General features: G+C 51.6%; 15 protein-coding genes and 1 pseudogene. 9 read left to right on the top strand and 7 right to left on the bottom strand.

Going from position 1 to position 16,950, the window contains the following annotated elements; genetic code table 11:
* The first annotated feature begins 79 nt into the window (after positions 1 to 79).
* The 5 genes from NDI45_RS10515 to nblB all read left to right on the top strand — a co-directional run bounded on the left by NDI45_RS10515 (position 80) and on the right by nblB (position 4,816).
* Positions 80 to 1,282 (top strand): iron-containing alcohol dehydrogenase family protein, encoded by a 1,203-nt coding sequence (locus tag NDI45_RS10515; protein ID WP_348247273.1) that lies wholly within the window; start codon positions 80 to 82, stop codon positions 1,280 to 1,282.
* Positions 1,279 to 2,463, top strand: a complete 1,185-nt coding sequence (locus NDI45_RS10510; protein ID WP_190792536.1) for an aspartate aminotransferase — start codon at positions 1,279 to 1,281, stop codon at positions 2,461 to 2,463. Before NDI45_RS10515 ends, NDI45_RS10510 begins: the two co-directional genes overlap by 4 nt.
* A gap of 1 nt (position 2,464) precedes the next feature.
* On the top strand, positions 2,465 to 3,523 hold the full coding sequence (locus NDI45_RS10505; protein WP_348247272.1) for a M42 family peptidase: 1,059 nt from the start codon (positions 2,465 to 2,467) through the stop codon (positions 3,521 to 3,523).
* 125 nt (positions 3,524 to 3,648) lie between these two features.
* Positions 3,649 to 4,125 (top strand): CBS domain-containing protein, encoded by a 477-nt coding sequence (locus NDI45_RS10500; RefSeq protein WP_190792538.1) that lies wholly within the window; start codon positions 3,649 to 3,651, stop codon positions 4,123 to 4,125.
* Between the two features lie 28 nt (positions 4,126 to 4,153).
* On the top strand, positions 4,154 to 4,816 hold the full coding sequence (gene nblB / locus NDI45_RS10495) for a phycobilisome degradation protein NblB (protein ID WP_190792539.1): 663 nt from the start codon (positions 4,154 to 4,156) through the stop codon (positions 4,814 to 4,816).
* A 313-nt stretch (positions 4,817 to 5,129) separates the two neighbouring features.
* Here nblB and NDI45_RS10490 read toward each other — a convergent pair whose 3' ends face one another.
* From NDI45_RS10490 to NDI45_RS10480, 3 genes are all read right to left on the bottom strand, one after another.
* Positions 5,130 to 5,996: a hypothetical protein gene (locus tag NDI45_RS10490; protein ID WP_348247271.1), complete on the bottom strand. Its 867-nt coding sequence runs from the start codon at positions 5,994 to 5,996 to the stop codon at positions 5,130 to 5,132.
* A 108-nt stretch (positions 5,997 to 6,104) separates the two neighbouring features.
* On the bottom strand, positions 6,105 to 6,545 hold the full coding sequence (locus tag NDI45_RS10485) for an anti-sigma regulatory factor (protein WP_348247270.1): 441 nt from the start codon (positions 6,543 to 6,545) through the stop codon (positions 6,105 to 6,107).
* A gap of 3 nt (positions 6,546 to 6,548) precedes the next feature.
* Positions 6,549 to 8,285: a SpoIIE family protein phosphatase gene (locus NDI45_RS10480; RefSeq protein WP_348247269.1), complete on the bottom strand. Its 1,737-nt coding sequence runs from the start codon at positions 8,283 to 8,285 to the stop codon at positions 6,549 to 6,551.
* Between the two features lie 329 nt (positions 8,286 to 8,614).
* On the opposite strand from NDI45_RS10480, the gene NDI45_RS10475 reads away from it, so the two are divergent.
* The 3 genes and pseudogenes from NDI45_RS10475 to NDI45_RS10465 all read left to right on the top strand — a co-directional run.
* Positions 8,615 to 9,529, top strand: a complete 915-nt coding sequence (locus tag NDI45_RS10475; RefSeq protein WP_348247268.1) for a branched-chain amino acid transaminase — start codon at positions 8,615 to 8,617, stop codon at positions 9,527 to 9,529.
* A gap of 46 nt (positions 9,530 to 9,575) precedes the next feature.
* Positions 9,576 to 9,974, top strand: coding sequence for a four helix bundle protein (locus NDI45_RS10470; RefSeq protein ID WP_348247267.1), 399 nt, complete (start codon positions 9,576 to 9,578; stop codon positions 9,972 to 9,974).
* A gap of 1,029 nt (positions 9,975 to 11,003) precedes the next feature.
* Positions 11,004 to 11,345 (top strand): annotated as a pseudogene (locus NDI45_RS10465) (FKBP-type peptidyl-prolyl cis-trans isomerase); the annotation flags it as partial.
* Positions 11,346 to 11,349: 4 nt separating this feature from the next.
* On the opposite strand, the gene NDI45_RS10460 reads toward NDI45_RS10465, so the two are convergent.
* Genes NDI45_RS10460 through NDI45_RS10450 form a run of 3 tightly spaced genes read right to left on the bottom strand, consistent with a single transcriptional unit; the run spans position 11,350 to position 14,910 of the window.
* Positions 11,350 to 13,506, bottom strand: a complete 2,157-nt coding sequence (locus tag NDI45_RS10460) for a response regulator (protein ID WP_348247266.1) — start codon at positions 13,504 to 13,506, stop codon at positions 11,350 to 11,352.
* A gap of 13 nt (positions 13,507 to 13,519) precedes the next feature.
* Positions 13,520 to 14,083, bottom strand: coding sequence for a chemotaxis protein CheB (locus NDI45_RS10455; RefSeq protein ID WP_190793856.1), 564 nt, complete (start codon positions 14,081 to 14,083; stop codon positions 13,520 to 13,522).
* A complete protein-coding gene (locus tag NDI45_RS10450; RefSeq protein WP_348247265.1) occupies positions 14,083 to 14,910 on the bottom strand; it encodes a protein-glutamate O-methyltransferase CheR in 828 nt (275 codons plus the stop codon). The genes NDI45_RS10455 and NDI45_RS10450 overlap by 1 nt, the downstream gene beginning before the upstream one ends.
* A 30-nt stretch (positions 14,911 to 14,940) precedes the next feature.
* Here NDI45_RS10450 and NDI45_RS10445 point away from each other — a divergent pair, with 30 nt between their 5' ends.
* A complete protein-coding gene (locus tag NDI45_RS10445; RefSeq protein ID WP_348247264.1) occupies positions 14,941 to 15,336 on the top strand; it encodes a hypothetical protein in 396 nt (131 codons plus the stop codon).
* Between the two features lie 196 nt (positions 15,337 to 15,532).
* Here NDI45_RS10445 and ctpC read toward each other — a convergent pair whose 3' ends face one another.
* Positions 15,533 to 16,831, bottom strand: a complete 1,299-nt coding sequence (gene ctpC, locus NDI45_RS10440) for a carboxyl-terminal processing protease CtpC (protein WP_190792043.1) — start codon at positions 16,829 to 16,831, stop codon at positions 15,533 to 15,535.
* Positions 16,832 to 16,950 lie beyond the last annotated feature (119 nt).

Raw genomic sequence — 16,950 nt, 5'->3', positions numbered from 1 at the left:
GAGATTCCGTTGCCCTGTAGTAAAGTGGTCTATACTTTCGATTGACTTTTACCTGATTTTTGTACCTTTTGCCTGTTCTATGACTGATTCTGATTTATCGCTTCCTGTGTTGACGATCGCACCTGCTCAAGTTGCCAGAGGCACAGGAATTCTGGCGCAGATGGGAAGTGCGATTGCCCGGTTTGGTCAGCGTTTTCTGGTGATTGGCGGCGATCGATCGCTGGCGGTAATGCGTCCTTTGCTGGAGCCGATCGCAATCGAACAGGGACTTGCCCTGGCAGAAGCATCCTACGGACGGGATTGTAGCGAGGCAGGAATTGCAGCACTGCGGCAGGCGGCGGCAGACCATCAGGCAGAAGTAATTATGGGGGTTGGTGGCGGTAAAGCATTGGATGCAGCAAAGCTCGTGGCGCATCAGTGCAATTTGCCGATCGTCACCGTTCCGACCTCCGGGGCAACCTGCGCTGCCTGGACTGCGCTCTCAAATGTATATTCTGACGAAGGCGCGTTTCTCTACGATGTGCCTTTGCCCCACTGCCCAAATTTGCTGATTCTGGACTACTCGATTGTCGAAACGGCATCGCGCCGCACCCTGGTTGCAGGGATCGGGGACGCACTGGCGAAGTGGTATGAAGCATCGGTGAGCAGCAGACATTCTGACCAGACTTTAATTATTGGGGCAGTACAGCAGGCACGGGTCTTGCGAGATTTGCTGCTGCAAAAGTCGATCGAGGCTCTGAACTTGCCGGGGAGTGCCGTTTGGCGAGAAGTGGTCGATGCCTCGGTGCTGATGGCGGGGGTCATTGGCGGCATGGGTGGAGCGCAGTGTCGAACTGTGGCAGCTCACGCGGTTCACAACGGGCTGACGCATCTCTTGCAAAGTCACGGCACACTGCACGGGGAAAAAGTCGCCTTTGGCATTCTGGTGCAGCTTCGGCTGGAAGAAATGGTGCAGGGCAGTATCCTGGCAGCCACGTCAAGACAGCAGCTTTTGAAGTTTTACGGTGAAATTGGGCTACCGCAAACGCTGGCAGATTTGGGACTGATTAACGTAACGCTGGCAGACCTTCAGCGATCGGCAGAAATTGCCTGTCGTCCCAGTTCAGATATCCACCGTTTGCCTTTTACTGTCACGCCCGATCAGCTTATGGCGGCGATGGTGTCTACAACGGCTCCCAGTGAGGCTCGAAACCAGAGCATCAGCCACCTTAGAAATTCGGTTGCGGCAGATGCGATCGATTCCCCTTCTGAAGCATCTTCTGTAAACGAGGTGAAGCCATGACGCTGAGTTGGATCACCCCGGCTGAACGGCTGCAAGCCCTGCCTCCTTACGTCTTTGCTCGACTGGACGAACTGAAAGCCCGCGCCCGCGAAAAAGGTCTGGACTTGATTGATCTGGGCATGGGCAACCCCGATGGAGCCACCCCAGAACCGATCGTCGAAGCGGCAGTTCAGGCGCTCAAAAATCCGGCAAACCATGGTTATCCGCCCTTTGAAGGCACGGCAAGCTTTCGTCGCGCCATTACCGACTGGTACTATCGACGCTACAATGTGGCACTCGACCCGGACGGTGAGGCACTGCCCCTCCTGGGTTCCAAAGAAGGGCTAGGACATTTGGCGATCGCCTATATCAATCCGGGCGATTTAATCCTGGTTCCCAGTCCGTCTTACCCGGTGCATTTTCGGGGTCCGGTGATTGCAGGCGGCAAGATTCATCCGATCGTTCTGTCAGCCGAAAACGACTGGCTGATTGACTTAACCAAGATTCCCGATGCCGTTGCGGAACAGGCAAAAATTTTCTTTTTCAACTATCCCAGCAACCCTACCACCGCGACTGCCCCCCGCGAATTCTTTGAAGAGATTGTCGCCTTTGCCCGTCGCTACGAAATTCTGCTGGTTCACGATCAGGCGTATGCAGAGCTGGCGTTTGACGGTTTCCAGCCGACCAGTCTCTTAGAAATTCCGGGCGCAAAAGATATTAGCGTCGAGTTTCACACCATGTCTAAAACCTACAACATGGCAGGCTGGCGAGTCGGCTTTGTAGTGGGCAATCGCCATGTGATTCAGGGACTTCGTACGCTGAAAACCAATCTGGACTACGGCATTTTTGCAGCCCTTCAGGCAGCTGCCGAAACCGCTCTTCAACTTCCGGATCACTATGTGCATGAAGTTCAGGAGCGCTACCGTACCCGCCGTGATTTCCTGATTCAGGGCTTGGCAGACCTGGGCTGGAACATCCCTAAAACCAAAGCCACGATGTATTTGTGGATTCCCTGTCCCTCTGGCATCAGCTCCACTGATTTTGCCCTATCCGTGCTTCAGCAGACGGGCGTCGTTGTCACTCCGGGCAATGCCTTTGGTGCGGGCGGCGAGGGCTATGTGCGAATTAGCTTGATTGCAGACTGCGATCGGCTTCAGCAAGCACTCGATCGCTTAAAGCAAGCCGGAATCCGCTATTCGTAAAATGTCCTCCTTCGATCGCCTCTTCGACACCATTACCGAACTCGTCCTCTGCCACTCTCCCAGCGGTGCAGAGCAGGAAATCAACGACTATTTACTGCGGCAGTTTGAAGCACTGGGAATCGAAGCCTGGATCGATGCGGCGGATAATGTGATCGCGAAAATTTCAGCAGGTTCCACTGGGGATTCTGCTGAGGCAAAGCGATCGATTGCCATCACCGCCCATAAAGACGAGATCGGCGGCATTGTGAAATCGATTGAATCAGACGGGCGGCTGCACGTTCGCAGGTTGGGCGGCGCCTATCCCTGGGTTTATGGCGAAGGCGTGGTTGATATTTTGGGCGATCGATCGACGGTGAGCGGCATTCTCAGCTTTGGGTCGCGTCATGTGTCGCACGAGTCCCCTCAGAAGGCATTGCAGGAAGATAAGCCCCTGACTTGGGAAGCTGCCTGGGTTGAAACCAAACGATCTGCGGCAGAGCTGGCGGAGACGGGCGTGCGACCAGGAACGCGAGTGGTCATCGGAAAACATCGCAAGCAGCCTTTTCGTCTGAACGACTACATCGCCAGCTACACACTGGACAACAAAGCCTCGATCGCCATTCTGCTGTCCCTGGCGGAGACGCTCAAGCAGCCTGCAATGGATGTGTATCTGGTGGCTTCTGCCAAAGAAGAAGTTGGGGCGATCGGTGCAATGTATTTCACCCAAAAACAGTCTTTAGATGCCCTGATTGCTCTCGAAATCTGCCCCCTCTCGGCGGAATACCCGATCGAAGACGGCACAATCCCTGTGTTGCTGGTGCAGGATGGCTACGGCATTTATGATGAAGCCCTCAACGCCCAGCTTCTACAAGCTGCCGATTGCCAGAATCTCTCGCTGCAAATGGCAGTTCTGAGCGGGTTTGGCAGCGATGGCTCGATCGCGATGAAATTTGGTCATGTGCCCCGTGCTGCCTGTCTCAGCTTTCCAACACAAAACACGCACGGTTATGAGATTGCTCATCTAGGCGCGATCGACCACTGTGTGGCGGTGCTGCGATCGTTCTGTGAATCTCAACGATGAATCTCTGGCATAAATTGTTATTAAATCGTGAGGGGAAATCCTCCAGGGGGCTGTTTCTGCCTCGGCTGCAATTCTCTAGAATGAAGGCAATTTTAATTCCTTACGAACCGCATCGCTAAGTGCTTATGGTTACAACCGTTGCAGATGTTATGACCGCAGATCCAATCGTGGTCAAGCCAGAAACACCGCTTAATGAAGCGATTCAAATTCTGGCAGAGAAACGAATCAGCGGTCTGCCTGTGGTTAACGACAGCGGCAGTCTGGTGGGCGTTATTTCTGAAACTGACCTGATGTGGCAGGAAACCGGAGCTACCCCACCCGCTTATATCAAAATCTTGGACAGCGTCATTTATCTGGAAAATCCTGCCCGCTACGAGCGCGAACTGCACAAAGCCCTGGGGCAAACGGTCGGCGAAGTTATGACCGATCGCGATATTGTCACGATCAAGCCCGACAAATCCCTGCGCGAGGCAGCTCAGCTCATGCACGATCGCAGCGTTCATCGATTGCCCGTACTCAGCAACGACGGTAAATTGATTGGCATTCTCACCCGCGGCGACATTGTGCGCTTTATGGCAGCGCAGCAGGGTATGGGAGAATAGCTAAAAACTCAAAATTGACGATTAAAAAATGAGCGTTACCCCCGAATCTGTTCAGGAACTTTTAAGTTCAGAAGACTTTGGGCATCGGTTGAGCGGTGTCAATCAACTTCGCCAGATCGAACCGTCGATCGCCTTTGACCTGATCCAGCCGCTGGTGGTCGATCGCAATGTACGAGTGCGATATGCGGCAGTGAGCCAGCTTTCGAGCTTGGGGCGACAAAATCCCTCCACAGCGCTCGAAATTCTACGTCGTGCCCTCACCGAAGACCCCGAACCCGATGTGCAAGCAGCCGCCGCAGACTCAATCGGTGCATTAAAGCTAACAGAAGCATTCAATGATCTTCAGCAGCTTTACCATCGCTCCTCAGAGTGGCTGGTGCAGTTCAGCGTGATTGCAGCACTGGGCGAACTGGGTGACCCGCAATCGTTTGACCTGCTCCAAACCGCTCTCCAATCCGAGAATGAACTGGTAAAAACGGCAGCGATCGGTTCGCTTGGGGAATTGGGAGACGATCGGGCAGTTAACTTACTTCTACCCTATATCTCAGATTCAGACTGGCAAATTCGCTACCGAGTGGCTCAAGCACTCAGCCGTTTCAATCATCCTGAAGCGCGGTCTGCACTGGGGCGGCTTGCTCAGGACGAGATGCAGGCAGTCGCTCAGGAAGCTCAGAGCTATCTGGCAAAGTAGACTGGGTCAATTCTTAGCAGGATCGCAATCTTGTAGGGTGGCAATGGCTTATTACCGATCTGTTTAATCACTCGTAGAATTAATCAGTCGTAGCAGTCCTACCTTGCCCCCAAGTTCCTAATGCTGGGGGACTTTGAAATTCGGAAGAGTAGGGTTCTCCCAAGGGTGGCTACCGTATACAATCATCTGTGGATTGCCCTCCCAATTTTGTTAGCCTTTCAACCTCATGCTGGAGGCTTTCCACTGCTCAAAGTTCCCCATTTATAGAAGATTTAGGAAGCTGCAACGCAAACTTCCTCTCACCCATCAAAACTTAGACAAGTGACATCGATCGCATTTGCTGACGGTAGTTCAGGTAATCGTTGGCTGTAATAGTTTTGTTACAAAGTTTTAAATAAACCTCATTGACCCAGGGAATATCCGTCTGAACGTCTTTTGATCGATCGCCGTGATGATAATGCTCAGTTTGAACCACAGCTGCTGCTTTCTCAGTGAGAGAAGCATTCAGTGATAGTGCAGTGACAAGCTGGACAACTTCTTCTAACGAAAATTGCATCAAACGGTCATAGTTCAGGAGGTGAAGCGGATAACGTCGTGTGAAATAGACTGCTGCTAAATTAAGCTGAAGCCAAAAATGCAGATGTCGATCGATCGTCCAACCTTCCCATTGATGAAATAACTTCTGATTTGAGTGTAAAAATCCAACGGGTGATCGAAATGGTTGAACAACCTGAATTGAATAGCCTCGCGCTAATAAAACAGGCTCCCAGATGGGAAACGTGAGTGAAATTCTTGGATCTTTAATACCGATGATGAAATCTTGCGAATCTGCTGCTTCGATCGCCTTGAAAGGGAAACTGCTTCGCACCACCTGATCGTGCCATTCATTCTGAATCAATCGATGAATGTTTGCCTGAATCGCCTGGATCTGCGGCTGGATTTTAGGAGCCATAAAATCAGCTTCGAGCGGCAGAAAGAAATCGATGTACTGATGACCGATCGCTTTCACAATCTGATCATTCAGTTCGTTTACCCATTGCAACTCAAAGAAGATCGGATTGTGATCAAACTGAATAAATCGATCGCGGTCTCCAAACTGCACGCTAAGTTCTGACAGTACATGACTGGTGACAGAAGTGCCGCTGCGCTGTGCCCCTAAAACAAAAATTGCCCGCTTCATTGGTTCTGCAAGAGAAAAACAGATTTTCTCACAGCATAGGCAGACCGTTCAGGATTTGAGTATCTGCTCAAAGAAGGAGCTTGCTTTGCAGAATAACCGTCAGCAACTTTAGCTGTTGACTGACATCACTTCGCGTTCTGGCAGCGTTGTCTCTAGCCTCAGGCAATTGCGCCCGTTCACCCGCAGCTGGTACTCAACCCGATCCATCAAACGATTGAGAATCAGCCAGCCGTAGCCCCCTTCCTGCTTATCTTGAGGAATTGGCGGCAAATAGGTTGAAAGGTCAAATCCCTGCCCGTGATCCCAAATTTCGAGTTGCAGGTTTCGTGCTTTCAGTTCGACCTTGATCATGACAGGCAGATCGGGCTGACCCTGATGAGCATGACGGACAACGTTGGAGTAAGCTTCGACCAGAGCCAGCCGCAGCCGACAAGAGTGACGCTGCCAATCAACCTGTTCCTCAAGCTCCAGTGCGAGAGAGTTCAGCAGCCAGTTCTCAATAATTGTTAGAAATCTCAAGTCGCTGGGAACTTGAATCTCGGTTCTCATACGCTAAAGCACCTCCAGAGTAAGTAGCGTTTGGTCGTCGTCCTGCACTGGGCAGTGACCGCGAATTTCTGCTAAAACATCGCCCAGATCAAAAGACGATCGCTGACGCAGGATCTCCCAAAGTCCGGCTGACCGCAGCAGCGGCAGAGCACTAGGAAAATCGCTGGCTCCAGGAGAACTGCTTTGGATTGCGGTGTCGCTCAACTCAGCTTCTGTAATGCCATCGCTCACCAGCAGCACCACGTCGCCCGGATTGAGCATTTGCCGGCCAGACTCGGCCTGCCAAAGCGGCAAGATGCCCAGCGGCACACTCCGTACTTTGAGATAGGTGGGTGCAGTTTCCTCCTGTCGCGATCGAGACCAGACGATCGGATAGACATGACCCGCATTCGCATAAACAAACTCTCCCGTTTCTGGGGTGTAGCAGCCGATCGCGATCGTGATCAGGCAACTGCTGCCAACTAGCTCTTGAAACAGGCTGTGGTTTAACTTTTGCAGCACTTCATCCGGCGTGGGCAGCATGTCTTGGCTCAGTTCTCGCCGCAGCAGCGAAATCGCGCTTGCCATTAGCAGGGCTGCCGGAACACCTTTGCCAGAAACATCGCCCACTGCGATCCATACATGACCGTCGGGATGCTCGTACACCTCAAAAAAGTCACCGCCGATCTCCTGCGCCGGAATCGTTACCGCCTGGACTCTTGCCTGCTCTAGTTCCGGTAGGGTTTGCCGCAGTAGACTCGCCTGCACCTGCCGGGCAATGGCAAGCTGCGATCGCATCTGTTCAGTTTGAACCTGAAGCTGCTGATAAAGCTTTGCCTGAGAGAGGGCTAGGGCGACCTGTGCCGCGACCGTCTCAATTAAATCAAGGTCTTCGTCTGACCAGGCATTTTTGCCAAGCAATCGCAGAACCGCAAGCCGCTCCTGAGCATTGCGAGGATCGCAGAGGGGTACGGTGAGCACGTAGACGTTTCCCGCTGCCGAAGACAGAATCTCTGGCTGGATACCACTGGTTTCCTCGCTCAAAGACAGCCCGTGAGGCGATGCCACTGAGAATGATTTCAGGGATGTTTCTGAGAATTCTTCTGAGAGAAAGTCTGAAAACGTTTGTGGAAAACAAAACGGCATTAGATCAGCTTTTTCTTCTGGATCACCTTCAGGCGTTGGGGAACTTTCAACGGCATCCACCGGGTACAGCAAACAGGCATCTACGGCAAAGGTAGTATAAAAGGTACGGACGATCGCCTGCAAAATAGCACGGTAATCCAGCGATTCGCGAATGGCAGACATGACCTCATTTAGAGCAGATTCACGTCGCAGGGAACGATGCAGTTCGGCAGTTCTTTGTTTGACAACCTGATAAATTTCGCCCGCCTGCTGCACCGTTTGCCGCAGTTCCTCTGGGTCCCAGGGCTTGGTGATGTATTTAAAGACCTTGCTGCAATTGATAGCTCCAACCAGATCCTGCACATCGCTATAGCCTGTGAGCAGGATTCGCATCGTATCGGGAAAGCGATCGACTGTTTTGCTCAAAAAATCGGTGCCGTTCATTCGCGGCATTCGCTGATCAGAAATAATCACCGCCATTTCGCCCGCTTCGTCCAGCAGTTGAAGGGCTTCTAGCGCACTATTTGCCCGATACACCGTAAACGATCGCCGAAAGGTGCGATCCAGCAAATCAAGATTATCGGATTCATCATCCACAATCATTAACGGCAGCTTACCCGACGCAGAATGAGTCATGAAATCAGGACACAAAATGGAAACTTAACTGCGATTGTGCCCAGGATTAGTCCAGCACTAACACCAGCACGAACAGAGCGAGGTCAGGGTTTCATGGCTGCTCTTGAAATCGCTGTCCCTTGAACTCTGCTGGCAACCGTATGGGATAATGCTAAACAATCTAAAAAATGGGACAGTCGGGTTGTCTGGGGTCTCCTGATAGGGTCTATAGCAATCCTTTATGGAGGTTGAACAGGGTGCAGGCATTCTACCCCTGCGCGGGAACAAGGCTTCTACACCCTCTGTTCAAAGCTATGATGTGAACGCTATAGGAGTTAGGGTTTAGGACGATGCACAACTTTTTGCCGATCGCATATTTTCAAAACCAATTTGTGCCGTTTACCGATGCGAAGATTTCGATCGCAACGCATGCGTTGCACTACGGTACAGGCGCGTTCGGCGGGCTGCGCGGCATTCCCGATCCCCAAAATCCTGATCAAGTGCTGCTGTTTCGGCTCGATCGCCACTGTCAACGCCTCAGCAACAGTGCTCGCTTCCTGCACTACGACCTTCCCGCTGATAAAATTCAGAGTATCATTATCGATTTCGTTAGAAAGAATCAGCCACGCACTTCGTTTTATATTCGTCCGTTTGTTTACACTTCTGATCTGGGCATTGCCCCTCGCCTGCACAATATTGACAAAGACTTTTTTGTGTACGGCTTAGAGTTGGGCGATTACCTGTCCCCCGAAGGGGTGACCTGTCGGATTAGCTCGTGGCATCGTCAGGAAGACCGCAGCCTGCCTCTGCGCGGCAAAGTGAGCGGTGCGTATATCACCTCCTCCCTGGCAAAAACCGAAGCAGTGGATTCTGGCTTTGATGAGGCCATTTTACTCAACTCCCAGGGCAAAGTCAGTGAAGCCTCTGGCATGAATATCTTCGTAGTGCGAAATGGAACCATTATTTCTCCTGGCTTCGATCAGGACATCCTGGAGGGTATTACCCGCGATAGCGTGCTGACGATCGCCCGTAATTTTGGCATTCCCGTCGTTGAACGACCGGTTGATAAAACTGAACTGTTCATCGCTGATGAAGTCTTCCTGAGCGGCACGGCTGCAAAAGTTGCGCCTGTCTCCAGAATCGAAAACTATAAGCTGCCTGTTGATCGCCCCATCACCCTGAAACTAAGAGAAAAACTGACTGCCATCACTGAAAATCGCGCTCCAGAGTATCAAGATTGGGTGTTTCCGGTTTCGATCGCGTGATTGTTACGAATCCTGACCGCTATCGAAGCAGCGTATGGATGGGCATATGGATGACAGCCTCCAACAGCAGAGCTTTGAGTTTGCCCTTAGCATTGTCCGGCTCTACAAAAAGCTCCAGGCAAGACAAGAGCTAATCATTTCCCCTCAGTTGCTTAGAAGCGGGACGCGCATTGGCTTGTTGATTGAAGAAGCTTTTGTGGCTCCAGTTCCGCAGCAGTCAAAACAAATCGATATTGCCAAGCAGGAAGCTCGTGAAACCTACTACTGGCTCCGGCTCCTGCAAGCGTCTCGATTAGCCGATGTAGATGTTACACCAGAGATCACGCAAGTCAAGCAGCTATTGCATTTGATCGCGGAGCGTGAATCCGCAAGGGAGTCCTCCGGGAAATCCTCAAGCAAATTCTCAAGCAAGTCCTCAAGCAAATCCTTGACAACGGGAAATTAACTCATTTCACGTCATTTAATACACTTAATACAATGGGTTTTCGTCTTGCGGGAAGACAATTCTATTAGATTGGGTTTAATGTTGTGCTTTGCCTTGGATTCTGTTTCCGGCTAAACCAGGAATGATCAAATAAAATCTGATGATAAAAAAGGTAGACAACTTGAGATACGAATGGGAAAGGTTCAAGGCTGCCACGGTTGATTATTCCTAGAATGCTTAGAAGATTGAAGGCACCTGCATCTTTTCTGCTAATTTGAGACTAATTTGGGTAATGATTAAGCCCACGTTGCAGGAGGGAGGCTCATGGCAAAGAATTCGGGAAGTGCAAAAGATCCAGGAAGTACGTTAGGTCGTGCGCGATTGCTGGCGATTGGGAATACGTCCACCAGTGTCAAACAAAGCCTTAGCTCCAAAGATTTGATTGATGTCTGGAGATTGGAGATCGGTACGAGAAGCAGCTTCAGTGTCTCGTTGCGCGATTTGGGGCGAGGGGCAAATGCGAACTTGTTTCTGGTTAATCAAAATGGTCGTGCTTTCGCTTCCTCCAGAAAAAGCGGGCGCAAAGTGGAGAATTTGAATGATATTTCGCTGGAGCCGGGAACTTACTACGTGCGCGTGCAGCTCAAGCAAAAGAGCAATGATACCCGTTATCGGCTGACCGCTTCGGCGACTCCGCAAGGCGATCGTTTCGGCAATTCTTTTGAGGCTGCAACGCCGCTGGTAGGCGCAGTAACAAACAGCATCAGCGATTTTGTCGGCAACAGCGATCCGACCGATTACATCCGGTTCAGGCTGCCTGCGCCAGGAACGATGAACTTGACTTTGATCGGGCTCAGTAGCGATGCCACTCTGGAACTGTTCGATCGCAACCGTAACTCGATCGGGGTTTCTGCCAATCCTGGAACTGCAACCGAAGCTCTGTCCCAGCGCCTCATTGACTACGGTTCGACTTATTACATCCGCGTTGCCCAAACTCCCGGCAGCGAAACTCCTTTTACGCTCAACTACAGCTTGACGTTCGATACCCCGATTACCAGTCCATCTGGGTTGCGGTATGTCGATCTGGTGAACGGTTCCGGGGCAACGCCTCAGCGGGGGCAAACCGTAGTCGTCAACTATACGGGTACACTGGTGGACGGCACAAAGTTTGATAGCTCGTTCGATCGCAATCGTCCCTTTGAGTTTCAATTGGGCGCGGGGCGAGTCATTTCGGGCTGGGAAGAGGGCATCAGTACGATGCAGGTGGGCAGTCGGCGGCAGCTCATTATTCCACCCAATCTAGCCTACGGGTCGCAGGGCATTCCGGGGGTGATTCCGCCCAACGCGACGTTGATTTTCGATGTGGAGCTGCTGCGCGTGATTCCGGTTTAACCGCTTATGCCTGAGCCAATTTGCCGCTGAACTTGCCCCGGAGTTTCCCGGTGACGATCGCCGTGACTTCTGTCAGCAGATTAGTGGGGTCGATCGGCTTTGAAAGGTGCTGCTGAAATCCGGCAGAGAGAATTTGGGTGCGGTCTTCGATTCTAGAATAGGCAGTCAGGGCAATGGCAGGAATGGCAGAACCGCGAGTGCGAACTTGTTGAATCAGAGAGTAGCCGTCCTGTTCCGGCATCCCAATATCGCTGATCAGCAAATCGGGTTCGGCAGCGTTGAGCGCAGTCAGGGCAGTTTCGACGGAATCGGCAGTTGTAACGTTCGCGCCCGCTTCCCTTAGCAGAAAGGTGAGGAACTGACGGGCATCTGGCTCATCGTCTACAACCAGCACTTTTAAGCCGTCCAGTCGGGAAGGAGCCGATTGGCTCTCAGTTTCCCCAAAAGCCGATCGCCCCGCTGGAGAGCCAGGGGAAGTGGACTGAAGCAGGGGAAGCCGCACCGTAAACTTCGCACCCTGATCTTCGCCGAGACTGTCTACCTCGATCGTGCCGTGATGCTGTTCGACCAGATGTCGCACGATTGCCAAGCCCAGCCCCAATCCGCTGTGAGATCGGGTGGTGGTGCTGTCTGCCTGCCGGAACCGCTCAAACACATAGGGCAAAAACTCTGCACTGATGCCCACTCCGGTATCGATCACCTCGATCACGGCACAGCGATCGGACTCAAAGAAGACTTTTGCCTTTGAACTCGGAATCTGAAGGGTTTGCTTCAGACGGTCAGGAAGCAGTTCGACTGCCAGCCGCAGGGTAACTTCTCCCTTCTCAGGCGTGAATTTCACTGCGTTAGTAAGCAAATTCCAGATAATCTGCTGGAGCCGTATCGAGTCGCCCCAGACCTGAGTGGCGGTGGTTTCAAATTGGGGAATAAGCGCGATCGACTTTGAGGCGGCAACAGGCTGAACAGAGTTTAGGGCGGCTTCTGCGATCGGCTTGAGCAGGGTTGGAACACAGTTAAGCTGAAGTTTGCCGCGAATAATTCGCGAAACGTCGAGAATGTCATCAATGAGCTGTGCCTGCGAGGTGGCGTTGCGCTCGATGATTTCTAGGGCGCGATGCGTGATTGATTCGTCGTATTTGCGTGTGCGAAGCAACTTTGACCAGCCCAGCATGGCATTCAGCGGAGTTCGCAGTTCGTGGGACAAAATGGCGAGAAACTCATCTTTCATTCGGTTACTAGCTTCAGCTTCCTGACGGGCTGCCTGCTCACGAATGATTTGTGCCTGGATGGCTTCTGCCTGCTTTTGGTCGGTAATGTCTTCGATCGTCCCCACATAGCCGATCATCTCTCCCTGATCTGACAGGAGAGGAGCAGAGCGTACATAGCCCCAGCGCGCGGTGGTTTCAGCAGCCCGACCTGATTGATCCACTTGATGTTGATCCGCTTGATAATGATCGGGATGAGTCGTCTGAAATCGGAACTGTTCCGTATATTCCTCTGGCTCTTGCAGATGCATCGTCCAGCTTGCCGCAACCCGTTCGCGATCGTCAGGATGAACTGTCGGAAGCCAGCCCTGCTCCAAAGAAGCTGCCTCACTCAAGCCGCAGATATCTCGAAAACGCGGATTGGCATAGGTGCAGCGTCCTGCGGTGTCAGTGATAAACACACCCACAGGCGAACAGGTACTCAGCAAGCGAAACCGTTCTTCAGTTACCCGCAGCTCCGCATTCATGACTTTAAGCCGTTCGGTCTGCTGTCGCAGTGCTTCTGTTTTTTTGAACAGATCGACAAAGACTGCCACTTTAGAATTGAGAATTGCCGGATCGATCGGCTTAATCAGGTAATCGACCGCGCCCAGCGCATAACCCTTGAACATAAACTGCTCGTTGTTGCTAAATGCCGTCAGAAAGATAATCGGCGTTTGGCGCGATCGGGTACGGTTGCGAATCAGTGTCGCGGTCTCAAACCCATCCAGATCAGGCATCTGGACATCGAGCAAAATGACGGCAAAATCTTGATTGAGCAAACAGCGCAATGCCTCTGCCCCAGAGTGCGCCCGTACCAGATTTTCTCCTAAAGGCTCTAACAACGCCTCCAGTGCCAGCAGATTTTCCGGCTGATCATCAACAAGCAAAATGTTTACGCTGGACTCAAGCGGCATAGCTTAGCTCGGGTTAAGAATCGCAGAGGCGAACGAGACAGGGAGCAATTTGCTCAAGGGGTAAGATCCAGTCTACCGAAACAGAGGCAATCGCAGCTTTGGGCATAATTGAGCTTGCGGCAGTTTGCGGGTCTTGCACAACGGTCACACCCCCCTTGGCTTTCACTTGTACTAAACCTCTTGCACCGTCCTGATTCGCACCCGTCATCACTACGCCAATTAAGTCACGGTGATAAACCTCTGCCGCAGACTCGAACAACACATCGATCGACGGACGGGCATAAGAGACAGGATCATCAGTTGACAGGGAAAAGTGTCCGGGTTCGACGAGCAAATGATAGTCCGCAGGCGCGAGGTAGATCTGTCCAGGCTGGATTTCGTCTTTGTCTTCAACTTCCCGAATCAACAAGGAAACATACTGCTGCAAATAGCAACTCAAGGTATAGTCTGACTCCTTATGACGATGCTGCACGATCGCAACGGGTACTGAAAAGTCTCCTGGTAAACTTCCTAACACAGTTCGTAGTGCGGATAATCCCCCCAAAGAAGTACCCATGACGATCAGCCCCGCCGTCATTAATTCCGCCTCCGGTATAGTTTCTGCCCCTGGGCAACTTCTTCATAATCTGCCTCATGGGGGGTAAAACGAATTGATTCCTGTTTGCCCAAGCCTAAGATGCCAAACTTACACAAGCTGTTATAAAAAAGCTGATGCACCTGCTGCTGAAGAGTGGAATTAAAATAGATTAAAACATTGCGGCACAAAATGACATTAAATTCATTAAACGATCCATCAGTTACAAGATTATGTTGAGCAAACACCAGATGTTCTTTTAAAGACGATCGAAAGATAGCATTTTTATAATCGGCAGTATAGTATTCGGAAAATGATTGCTTGCCGCCTGCTTTCAGGTAAAGCTGCGTATATTCCTGCATCTTATCTAAGGTAAAAATCCCAGTGCGGGCAGTTTGTAGCACCTGCTCGTTGGTATCGGTGGCATAGACGCGGCAGCGATGATAAATGCCCTCTTCCTGCAAGAGAATTGCCATTGAGTAAACTTCCTGCCCGGTTGAGCAGCCCGCGTGCCAGATGCGGATAAACGGATAGGTTTTCAGCAGTGGCACTACCTGTTCGCGAAAGGCAACATAAAAGCTGGGATCGCGAAACATACTCGTTGTGTTTACCGTTAGCCCCAGCAGCAATCGATCGAGACAGGTGCGATCGTGCAAAATCTTTGCTTGCAGTGCCGAAACCGTGGGCAACCCCTCACTGTGCAAAAAGTGACGAACTCGCCGCTTCAGAGACGATGGTGCATAGTTACGGAAATCATACCCGTAGTAGCGATAGATCGCTTCAAGCAGCAGTTGAACCTCAATATCCTCCAGGCTGGCAGGAGTCGTCATGAAGATGGTTGAAAACACGGCGAGAAATCGATGAGTGATAGTTGCGTAGTCTTTAGTTTGTCGATCGCTCTCCTAAAAGTCGACGTTCTCAAAGTATATTTTCACTCTACCGAAAGTCAGGCATTCCCCACAAACCTTACCCCTTACCGCTGCACCTTTCTATCTCCTCCTTACCGCCTCACCATTCGCCCATTCGCCCATCCACTCATCCACCCCTCGACCAACACAGCCACACCCGCAACAGGGAAATTCACCGCTCTATATCCATGCTTCGTCCTATCGTCCGAGGCTCCCGCTTCGATGCACTTTTCTCGATCGACCTGCATTGCTTTTGCCGCGAGCGCGATGATTGGCAAATTGCAAAACCCATTAAATTTACGGGTGGTGCGGATAGACAATAAATCCGATCGTGCGAATGGCGGTTAGCCCAAGCGCAAAGGCAAGGGCAATCTTTGTGCGAATTTTGCAGCAACGCAGCATGAAAACGCTAGATGCAAAAGTGAAAGCGCAAACGCAGCAGTTCATTTGCAAATGAAAAATCGGGAGCCTGAAACCCCCGATCAACTGTTGCTGCAATAATGCAGACGCAAAAAAGCAGATACAAAAAACAGACGCAGACGGATTAAGGTTGTGTTGCAGCCGTGTTTTGATTGCCCTGCTGAGACTGAGCAATTCTTTGATTGAGTGCCTCAAGCGACTTGGTGTACTGAAGGTCGTTTTCTGTACCAATTTCGTTATCTGCACCAAAGAGTTTGACGCGCTGCTCGTCGGTGAGTTCGATCTTGATATCGGGTTCAATGCCCGATTTGTTAATGTCGCGTCCGCTTGGCGTGAGATACTTAGCAACCGTCACCGCCAGTCCAGAACCATCGCCCAGACCGCGCACCGACTGCACCAGTCCCTTGCCAAACGTCTTGCTGCCCACAAGAACTGCTCGCTTATTGTCTTGCAGTGCGCCAGAAAGAATTTCGCTGGCACTGGCAGAACCGCCGTCTACGATGACTACGAGCGGCTTATCGGTAAGGGCTGTGCCGTTTGCCCGCTCTTGCTCTGAAATGCCCTGGCGATCGACCGTCGAAACGATGATGCCGTCGTTCATCCACATCCGGGAAATATCAATGCTGGAGTAGAGCAATCCGCCGGGGTTAATCCGCAGATCGAGCACATAGCCGTCTACTTTCTTTGACTCCAGGTCTTCGATCGCCGATCGCATTTCATCTGCGGCGTTTGCGCTGAACTGGTTCAGGCGGATATAGCCAATTTGCTTGCCGTCTTCCTGCCGCACCTCAGCCCGCACCGGATGGATTTCGATGCGATCGCGCTTCAGCGTATATTCTTTTTCCTCGCCACCCCGACGAATTGTAAGCCGAACTTCAGTTCCCACAGGTCCACGAATCAGGGTGACCGCCTGATTGGTGTCCATTCCCTCAGTGCTTTTCTCGTCGATTTTGACGATCACATCTCGCGCCATAATTCCGGCTTCAAAGGCAGGCGAATTTTCGATCGGTGAGACAACAATTAGTTCTTTGGTTTCTTCGTCCTGCGAAAGCTGAATCCCAACCCCGGTAAGCTCACCAGAGGTATCGATCTGCATATTGCGGAACTCTTGCGGGTCCATAAAGCGGGTGTAGGGATCATCCAGCTTTTCCAGCATTTCGCGGATCGCGGTATATGCCTCTTCACGGCTGCTGTAAGCCCGACCCAGGTACTCTTTCCGCACTGCCCGCCAGTCTACCTGGTTAAACGTTCCGTCTACATAATTGCGATCGATCAGCTGCCAAACTTCATCGACCAGCTCTTTGGGGCTTTCCTGAAAAAAGGCTTGTCCCTGAGACAGATGCAGTCCTGCACCCGTCACCGTTACCGCCGTCACTGCTGCTGCTGTTGCGCCGAGGAGGAGACCACGCTTTGTAATTGCCATAATCTGGGTTGAACCGAAGGGAATAGACTGTAGGGCAGGTACGCCCAATCTAGCACAGGGTCACGGGAGCAGGCGTAAAAATTTTGTGATCCACTGTTCTGAAAAACCAAATTGATTCT

The sequence above is a fragment of the Leptolyngbya sp. GB1-A1 genome (assembly GCF_039962475.1).
Lineage (GTDB): Bacteria > Cyanobacteriota > Cyanobacteriia > Elainellales > Elainellaceae > Leptolyngbya_A.
The sequence above is the reverse complement of the archived record's forward strand: the minus strand, read 5'-3'. Positions and strand labels throughout refer to the sequence as shown.

Coding starts and splice junctions, on each gene's coding strand:
- NDI45_RS10515 (WP_348247273.1), top strand. CDS start 80: ATGACTGATTCTGATTTATCGCTTCCTGTGTTGACGATCGCACCTGCT.
- NDI45_RS10510 (WP_190792536.1), top strand. CDS start 1,279: ATGACGCTGAGTTGGATCACCCCGGCTGAACGGCTGCAAGCCCTGCCT.
- NDI45_RS10505 (WP_348247272.1), top strand. CDS start 2,465: ATGTCCTCCTTCGATCGCCTCTTCGACACCATTACCGAACTCGTCCTC.
- NDI45_RS10500 (WP_190792538.1), top strand. CDS start 3,649: ATGGTTACAACCGTTGCAGATGTTATGACCGCAGATCCAATCGTGGTC.
- nblB (WP_190792539.1), top strand. CDS start 4,154: ATGAGCGTTACCCCCGAATCTGTTCAGGAACTTTTAAGTTCAGAAGAC.
- NDI45_RS10490 (WP_348247271.1), bottom strand. CDS start 5,996: ATGAAGCGGGCAATTTTTGTTTTAGGGGCACAGCGCAGCGGCACTTCT.
- NDI45_RS10485 (WP_348247270.1), bottom strand. CDS start 6,545: ATGAGAACCGAGATTCAAGTTCCCAGCGACTTGAGATTTCTAACAATT.
- NDI45_RS10480 (WP_348247269.1), bottom strand. CDS start 8,285: ATGACTCATTCTGCGTCGGGTAAGCTGCCGTTAATGATTGTGGATGAT.
- NDI45_RS10475 (WP_348247268.1), top strand. CDS start 8,615: ATGCACAACTTTTTGCCGATCGCATATTTTCAAAACCAATTTGTGCCG.
- NDI45_RS10470 (WP_348247267.1), top strand. CDS start 9,576: ATGGATGACAGCCTCCAACAGCAGAGCTTTGAGTTTGCCCTTAGCATT.
- NDI45_RS10460 (WP_348247266.1), bottom strand. CDS start 13,506: ATGCCGCTTGAGTCCAGCGTAAACATTTTGCTTGTTGATGATCAGCCG.
- NDI45_RS10455 (WP_190793856.1), bottom strand. CDS start 14,083: ATGACGGCGGGGCTGATCGTCATGGGTACTTCTTTGGGGGGATTATCC.
- NDI45_RS10450 (WP_348247265.1), bottom strand. CDS start 14,910: ATGACGACTCCTGCCAGCCTGGAGGATATTGAGGTTCAACTGCTGCTT.
- NDI45_RS10445 (WP_348247264.1), top strand. CDS start 14,941: ATGAGTGATAGTTGCGTAGTCTTTAGTTTGTCGATCGCTCTCCTAAAA.
- ctpC (WP_190792043.1), bottom strand. CDS start 16,831: ATGGCAATTACAAAGCGTGGTCTCCTCCTCGGCGCAACAGCAGCAGCA.